Origin of the sequence: Acinetobacter lactucae (assembly GCF_013344765.1) — a bacterium.
Lineage (GTDB): Bacteria > Pseudomonadota > Gammaproteobacteria > Pseudomonadales > Moraxellaceae > Acinetobacter > Acinetobacter lactucae_A.
In genome coordinates this window covers 1-7,814 of record NZ_JABVBF010000161.1, presented here as the reverse complement: position 1 = coordinate 7,814, position 7,814 = coordinate 1, and the positions used below count along the sequence as shown (strand labels likewise).

Here is a 7,814-nt window from a genome sequence, read left to right as displayed (position 1 = left end):
CATAATATACTTTTTGAGATTTTTTCATGTCTTTGCCAAATTGCCCAAAATGCCAATCAGAATATACTTACCAAGATGGCGACTTATTGATTTGTCCTGAATGTTCACATGAGTGGAAAGAAGGAGAAGCATCGCTTACCGAAGAACAAGAAATTATTAAAGATGCGAATGGAAATGTCTTGGCAGATGGCGATAGCGTTACTGTAATTAAAGACTTAAAAATTAAAGGGTCATCTTCAGTCGTTAAAGTTGGTACAAAGGTAAAAACGATTCGTTTAGTTCCAGATGCAAGTGATGGCCATAATATTGATTGTAAAATTGATGGTATTGGCCAGATGAAATTAAAATCTGAATTTGTAAAAAAAGCTTAAACTGTTAATTATTATTACATTTCAGCAGAGATATATGTCTATATCTCTGCTTTTAAAGTTCTAACATCATTATAATTTTATTACGAAAAAGTATAAAAAATGGGCTATTCAAGGGATATCTACGCCTTTATATTGTCATTAATAACAAATAACTTTCGTCCAGAATAATAACGAAAGTCATACTCACACCAACAAAAAAATGAGGTTTTTATGGCAGGATGGTACGAAATTTCACAAGCGAGTGATGGTCAATACCGTTTTATCTTGAAGGCAGGAAATGGTGAACCTATTTTAAATAGCGAGCTATATAAGGCAAAAGCCTCTGCTGTAAATGGTATTGAATCAATTCAGAAAAATAGTGGTGATGACGCCCGATATGAGCGTTTAACTGCAAAGAACGGAAAACCTTATTTCAATTTAAAAGCTGCAAATCATCAGATTATTGGAACAAGTCAGTTCTATGCGAGTGAAGCCTCACGAGATAAAGGAATTGAGTCTGTTAAAACCAATGGTTCATCAACGACCATCAAGGACTTAACAGTTCAGGCATAAAAATTAATTTAAAAAAAAGCAGCTTCTAAAAGCTGCTTTTTTATTTATGTATTTATTAACGCGCTAACTTAGCTAAAAGCTCTTCTTTAGTTAAATTGCTCGCTTCAGCATCTCGGCGGCCTTTATATTCAAAAGTACCCGCATCAAGACCTTTTTCACCAATCACGATACGGTGTGGAATACCCATTAACTCAAGGTCAGAGAATTTAACGCCTGGTCGCTCGTTACGATCATCAAGTAATACATCAAAACCTTGTGCCTGAAGCTCTGCATAAAGAGATTCTGCTGCTTCAAGAGTACGTGGTGATTTGTGCGCATTCATTGGAACAATGGCAATTTCAAAAGGTGCAATGGCTTGTGGCCAGATAATGCCTTTTTCATCGTAGTTTTGTTCAATTGCAGCTGCAACAACACGTGTTACACCAATACCGTAGCATCCCATAGTTACTGTAAAGGGTTTGCCATCTTCACCTAGAACTTTACAGCCTAAAGCTTCAGAGTATTTAGTACCAAGCTGGAAAATATGACCTACTTCAATACCACGTTTAATTTGTAGTGTGCCTTTGCCATCTGGAGATGGATCGCCTTCAACCACATTACGTAAATCAAAAACTTCACTAATTTGCGCATCACGTTCCCAGTTTACGCCAACTGCATGTTTGTCTGCTTCATTTGCACCAGCAACGAAGTCAGAAAGAACAGATGCAGCACGGTCAACAATTACAGTTAAGCCTTTTTCGACTAGACCTTGTGGACCAGTAAAGCCAGCTGTTAAACCAAATGCTTGCAGTTGTTCTTCAGTTGCAAAAGTAAGAGGGGCTGCAACTAAAGGATGTTTCTCAGCTTTAATCTCATTCAGTTCGTGGTCACCACGTACAAATAGAGCAACAACAGGAACATTACCTTTTTCGTCAGCAACACCTTGAACCAATAAAGCTTTAACAGATTGCTTAGGGTCAGCATTTAAGAACTGACATACATCATCAATTGTTTTTTGGTTTGGTGTTTCAACCAATTTAAATTCTTGTGTCGGTGCTGCACGTTCACCAACTAAAACAGCCTCAGCCATTTCAACGTTTGCTGCATAATCAGATTCAGTTGAAAATGCGATGTCATCTTCACCACTAGCAGCCAATACGTGGAATTCGTGTGAAGCTGAACCACCAATAGAGCCTGTATCAGCTTGAACTGGACGGAAATCTAAACCTAAGCGAGTGAAAATACGGCTATAAGTGTCGTACATCACGTCATAAGTTTCTTGTAACGATTCTTGAGTTGCATGGAAAGAATAAGCATCTTTCATGATGAACTCGCGTGAACGCATTACACCAAAACGTGGTCGAATTTCATCACGGAATTTAGTTTGAATTTGATAGAAGTTTACAGGAAGCTGCTTATAACTTTTTAATTCGTTACGTGCCATATCTGTAATAACTTCTTCATGCGTTGGCCCAAGTACAAATGGGTTCGTATGACGATCTTTAAAACGTAATAATTCAGGACCGTATTGTTCATATCGACCTGATTCTTCCCAAAGACTTGCGGGTTGAGTCACGGGCATGAATACTTCCATCGCGCCTGAACGGTTCATTTCTTCACGAATAATCGCATCTACTTTTTTAAGCACACGTGTTCCCATCGGCAGCCATGTATATAAACCAGATGCCAATTTACGAATCATCCCCGCACGTAACATGAGCTGGTGTGAAATCACTTCAGCATCATTTGGGGTTTCTCTCAACGTTGCAAATAAAAAGCGGCTTGCGCGCATGGAAAAAGTCCTAAAAGTTAAGCGTTATAAAAACGCAGATTATACGATAATCGCTGCATTATGACATGAATCGTCGAGTTTGACGCAGCATAAAGTTTTTCAAGTCATCCAGATAAGTGAAAATGACGGGTACAACTACAAGAGTCAACAGGGTAGAGGTAATCACACCGCCAATCACAGCATGAGCCATTGGTGCGCTTTGCTCACCGCCTTCACCAAGACCTAAAGCTAATGGAACCATCCCCATCACCATAGCACTTGTTGTCATTAAAATTGGACGTAAACGGGTCTTCCCAGCTTGTAAAATAGCATCATAACGGCTGACACCTTGATCCATCGCTTTCTTAATAAAATCGATCAGCAAGATTGCATTTTTAGTGACGAGCCCCATCAGCATAATAATGCCAATAATTGAAAACAGATTTAGGGTGCTTTGGAACAAGAATAGGGCAAGAAAAACACCAATTAATGATAAAGGTAAAGACGCCATAATGGCCGCTGGATGAATAAAGCTATTGAACTGAGAACCTAACACGATATATATAAATACAATCGATAGGGTAATAGCAGTTAATGCGTATCCAGCAGATTCAGCCATGTCTGCATTTGCACCTTGAGTATCAAATGTATAGCCCGCAGGTAGCTTAAATGCCTTTTGCATTTTATCGATGTCTTGACCAATATCTCCACTAGGGCGACCTGAGGTATTTGCCTCAATAAGGACCTCACGTTCAAGATCACGTCGGTTAATTTGTGAAGCCCCAAGCTTTTCTTCGGTCGTTGCGACGGCACTCAATGGAACTAATATATTTTGTCCAGCTGCATTGGTTTTATTAGAGTTGATATATAAATTTTGTACATCTTGCGGAAGCATACGTTTATTTTCATTTAAACGTAAATTCACATCATAAGTTTCGCCATCACGGTCTTCCCAAGTGGTGACATTATCGCCCGCAATTAATGGTCGAATGGCATTCGCAATTTGGGAAACAGATAAGCCCAAATCACTTGCCAGCACACGATTAATATTTACACCCAAAGTAGGTTTGGGTTCTTTCAGTGAGCTTTCTAAATCAACTACGCCTTTAATTTTTTCCATTTCAGCGATAAAGCGATCTGAGATTTTTTGTAGTTCATTTAGGTCTGTCCCTTTAATAGAAATCATGATTGGCTTTTGACCGCCAGAGACGGAGTCTTGTGCTGCGGCAACAGAGGTTACTCGAATACCCGCTACAGTTTGCAAACGATCACGGAACTCGTTGTTGAGTGTATTCAGATCTGAGCTACGCTCTTGTTTCGGCTTTAAGGTCACCCCTAGACCCGCATGGTTTTTACCAGAGTCTACTTCGCTGTTAACCACGCCGTAAGTGGAAACCACATCGGGGAATTGTCTAATAATTTGATCGACCTGATGTAATTTTGCTTGGGTGTATTCCAAAGATGCATCTACAGGAGTTTCGAATTGAATGCGGACTTCACCTTTATCTGGTGTAGGTACAAATTCGGTCCCAATCAGTTTAGATAGTCCTAATGCAGCAAATAATGAAGCAATTGCAATAATGACCGTAAAGAATCGGAAGCGTAGAGCAAGCTTTAATAGCTTTTCATAAACATGAGTAAGCCGATCTAACGAATTAGAAATATGGTTAAAAAAACGTTGTAGCCAATTATCTTTTTTCTTTACAGGATCTTTCCAATGAGCTGAAAGCATTGGATCGAGTGTAAAGCTGATGAACATGGAAATGAGAACAGCCGTACTTACAGTTACACCAAATTGATAGAAGAAACGCCCAATTAAGCCTCCCATAAAAGCAACGGGTAGAAATACTGCCACAATGGTAAGTGTAGTTGCGAGCACAGCTAAACCAATTTCTTTTGTTCCTTCAAGAGCAGCGGTCACATGGTCTTTGCCAAGTTCAGTGTGCCTAACAATATTTTCTCGCACCACAATTGCATCATCAATGAGTAAACCAATACTGAGCGATAGCGCTAACAGGGTCATCATGTTAATGCTAAACCCAAAAGCCCAGATAAAAGTTAAGGTTCCGAGCAAAGTAATCGGTAAGGTTAGACCGGTAATAACTGTAGAGCGGAAAGAGCCTAAAAAAAGTAAAACGATCAGAATTGCTAAGGCAGCACCTTCAATAATGGTTCGAACAACATCTTTGATTGAAGCGCGAATACCTTTAGAGCTATCAGCTACGACTTTGTAATCTAAACCTGCAGGCATTTGATCTTTTAATTTCCCTAAAGTTTGATAAGTCTGATCGACGACTTTAATTACATTGGCATCTGAGCTTTTTAAGATATCGACTGAGACTGCAGTTCTTCCATTATAAAAGGCGCTCGATTGTAGTTCGGCTTGTGTGTCCTCAACAGTTGCCACTTGCTTTAAAAAAATGGGTGAACCATTTTTATTGGCAATAACCAAATCTCCAAATGCAAGGGGATGAATAATTTTTGATTGAATCTGTACAACCAGTTCAGAATTTTTTTGTTGTAAGGCCCCTGCTGGAACTTCAATATTTTCATTTTTTAAGGTGTTAATCACCTGATCAATGCCAATGCCGTAGCTTTGCAATTGTGCAGGAATAACTTTTATTCTTATTTGCCGTTTAGCATCGCCCAATAAATTCACATTACCGACACCTGAGACTGTTTTAAGCTGAGGCACAATACGTTTATCTACATAGGAACTTAATTGAGCCAGACTCATACTGTTTGATTCAAACACGACAGACATGATTGGGCTAGAGGAGGGGTCATAGCGTTGCACAATCGGTGTATCAATTTCATCACGAAACTGTGCTGTGACGGGCGCAATTTTGTCACGAACATCCTGAGCAGCAATCGCCGAAGATGTATCAAGATTAAACTCGGCAATCACCATCGAAAGGCCTTCACTTGAGCGTGAAGTAATCTGTTTAATTCCTGAAATTGTATTGATTTGATCTTCAAGTTTTTTAGTAATATCTGACTCAACAGCCTCAGGTGACGCACCCGCATATTGCGTAGTGACCACTACGAAAGGGAAATCTATATTTGGAAACTCTTCAACTGTCATGCGTTTCCAAGACGCTAACCCAAGTACCATTAAGCTGAGCATCATCATAATGGTAAAAACGGGGTATTTCACACTGATTCGAGTAAACCACATACGCTATTTGCTACCTTATTTATTTTTGTCGGTTGTAACCGTCACTTTTTTATTAATGTCGGAATCTTCAAATTGAATACGGCTCACCAGATCAGTGCTTTGTAAACCTTCGACTAAGGCAATATTGTCGTTATAACGCTGTTCAACCACTCGAATTTTAACTTTTTGAATGGTGTGATTACGTATCACCCATACAAAAGGGTCATGTTGCATATTTTGAATGCTGTCTAAAGGAATAGTTTGACCTTGATGAGTGTTATTGCGCAGAATATTTCCATTAATGAACGCTCCAATGCTTAATGAATCAATTTTTTCTTTAGGAGCAGCAAAGAACTCAATTTGTCGGCTGTCTTGATCGGCGACAGGTGAAATGCGAGTTAGCGTTGCATTTAATTGTTTTGAATTGCCCTGAATTTGATATTGAATGTTGCTACCTATCTTAAGCGCAGATTGTTGTTCAATAGGTAGCTTTGCCTGTATTTCAAGCTGATCTGGATTTACGATTTCAAATAGTGTTTGTCCAACTGAAACAGTTTGACCGGGTTCAACTTGCCGTTTAGTAATTACACCTGAAATTGGACTAGTAATAATTCCGTCCTGATCAGCTTTTTTAGCAATATCAACATTGGCTTGTTGTGCTTTTACACTTTCAAGTTGCCCTTTATAGTCCACCTGACTTTGTTCAAACTCGACCTGAGCAATAAAACCTTGATTGAATAATCTTTGTTTTCGATTCATTAAATTACGAGCAAGTTCAGCTTGTGATTGAGCTGATGCGAGGTTGGCGCGTGCTTGCGCTAATCTTGCAACATTGTCCTGATTATTTAATCTGACCAGAACTTGACCTTTTTGTACCTGTTGACCCACATTTGCAGTGACATTCGTCGCTGTTGCACTCACTTGTGCTTGAATTGAACTTTGCTGAACAGCTCGAATAGTTCCTGTAAATGCAGTTTGAGAGTCAAGAGCTCCTTGTTTAACCGCGATAAGATCTTGAGGAATAAGCTCAATTTTTGCAGGAGCTGAGGCTGCGCTTTGAGTTTTTTCTTGCTGACTACATGCAGCTAAAATTAAACATAAACTAATAATACTCAGTTTAAAAAAAGTAGAAGGGGGGGGATGCATTGTGTGCATACAGCATCATCCTATAATTCAAATTTTATTTTGCCCCTATTCTTGATAAACCTTTGCAGTTATTCAAGCTTTTTTAAACGTTCGATAATATTTTCATACTCATTATTGGTTCGGTTATAGGTCTTGGAAAGTGTTTCAATCGTCTGTTTAACTCGTTTAATATTATTTAGATTGTTTTCAATCAAAGCTTTATGACGCTCAGGAATTGTTTCTCCTTTTCTGAAATACTCCATTTCCTGACGTTTAAATAAAATTTTGTCTTGTTGTAATTGGTTAAGTTGTTCCTGTTGATAATTAATTTGTTTCTTTATAGACAGTAATGCCTGATCTCTTTTAATCAAAGCTGTCCTGCTATTGCTATAAGCTTTTTTTAATTTGATATCTTGTTCTTTATGACGCGCCAATAATGCTCGTTGATTTGATTGATTTAAATCAGCTTCAGCATTATAAGAGTGATTTCTTTTTATCACTTGCATATTGCGATCTAGAGCTTCATAACCATAACGAATATGTGCTGGTGTAACTGATGTACTAATATTAGCAATACCATTCTGATCATAATAGCGGTACCAAACCGCTTTGGGAGTATCGGTAACGGCTAGGCTAGGAGGTGAGAAAAAGACTAATCCGAAGGAAATAATGCCTATAGATACAGACAAGAAGTTCCTGCAAAAGGCATATTTCATCCTGTCACTCATTGAAAATCCCCAAAAAAGATAGCTAAATCGCTTATTTTTAAATATTTAATCTCCAATATATTAATTATTATTTAGCTGAATAAAAATATAGTCATTATAAAAAAAATGATAATTTTAATTAAAGTGTGATG

General features: G+C 38.4%; 6 protein-coding genes. 2 read left to right on the top strand and 4 right to left on the bottom strand.

Annotated elements, in window-relative coordinates:
* The first annotated feature begins 26 nt into the window (after nucleotides 1-26).
* On the top strand, nucleotides 27-371 hold the full coding sequence (locus HUN22_RS13955; RefSeq protein WP_004789255.1) for a zinc ribbon domain-containing protein YjdM: 345 nt from the start codon (nucleotides 27-29) through the stop codon (nucleotides 369-371).
* Nucleotides 372-581: 210 nt separating this feature from the next.
* Nucleotides 582-923 (top strand): YegP family protein, encoded by a 342-nt coding sequence (locus tag HUN22_RS13950; protein ID WP_004638995.1) that lies wholly within the window; start codon nucleotides 582-584, stop codon nucleotides 921-923.
* 55 nt (nucleotides 924-978) lie between these two features.
* On the opposite strand, the gene HUN22_RS13945 is transcribed toward HUN22_RS13950, so the two are convergent.
* From HUN22_RS13945 to HUN22_RS13930, 4 genes are all read right to left on the bottom strand, one after another.
* Complete coding sequence (locus tag HUN22_RS13945; RefSeq protein WP_174730477.1) at nucleotides 979-2,694, bottom strand: proline--tRNA ligase; 1,716 nt, start codon at nucleotides 2,692-2,694, stop codon at nucleotides 979-981.
* Nucleotides 2,695-2,752: 58 nt separating this feature from the next.
* Nucleotides 2,753-5,851, bottom strand: a complete 3,099-nt coding sequence (locus HUN22_RS13940; protein WP_174730474.1) for an efflux RND transporter permease subunit — start codon at nucleotides 5,849-5,851, stop codon at nucleotides 2,753-2,755.
* Nucleotides 5,852-5,866: 15 nt separating this feature from the next.
* Nucleotides 5,867-6,976, bottom strand: a complete 1,110-nt coding sequence (locus HUN22_RS13935; RefSeq protein WP_174730480.1) for an efflux RND transporter periplasmic adaptor subunit — start codon at nucleotides 6,974-6,976, stop codon at nucleotides 5,867-5,869.
* A gap of 68 nt (nucleotides 6,977-7,044) precedes the next feature.
* Nucleotides 7,045-7,683: a hypothetical protein gene (locus HUN22_RS13930; protein ID WP_174730471.1), complete on the bottom strand. Its 639-nt coding sequence runs from the start codon at nucleotides 7,681-7,683 to the stop codon at nucleotides 7,045-7,047.
* Nucleotides 7,684-7,814 lie beyond the last annotated feature (131 nt).

Bases quoted from the DNA above. Each gene is read 5' to 3' on its own strand.
- HUN22_RS13955 (WP_004789255.1), top strand. From the start codon at position 27: ATGTCTTTGCCAAATTGCCCAAAATGCCAATCAGAATATACTTACCAA.
- HUN22_RS13950 (WP_004638995.1), top strand. From the start codon at position 582: ATGGCAGGATGGTACGAAATTTCACAAGCGAGTGATGGTCAATACCGT.
- HUN22_RS13945 (WP_174730477.1), bottom strand. From the start codon at position 2,694: ATGCGCGCAAGCCGCTTTTTATTTGCAACGTTGAGAGAAACCCCAAAT.
- HUN22_RS13940 (WP_174730474.1), bottom strand. From the start codon at position 5,851: ATGTGGTTTACTCGAATCAGTGTGAAATACCCCGTTTTTACCATTATG.
- HUN22_RS13935 (WP_174730480.1), bottom strand. From the start codon at position 6,976: ATGCATCCCCCCCCTTCTACTTTTTTTAAACTGAGTATTATTAGTTTA.
- HUN22_RS13930 (WP_174730471.1), bottom strand. From the start codon at position 7,683: ATGAGTGACAGGATGAAATATGCCTTTTGCAGGAACTTCTTGTCTGTA.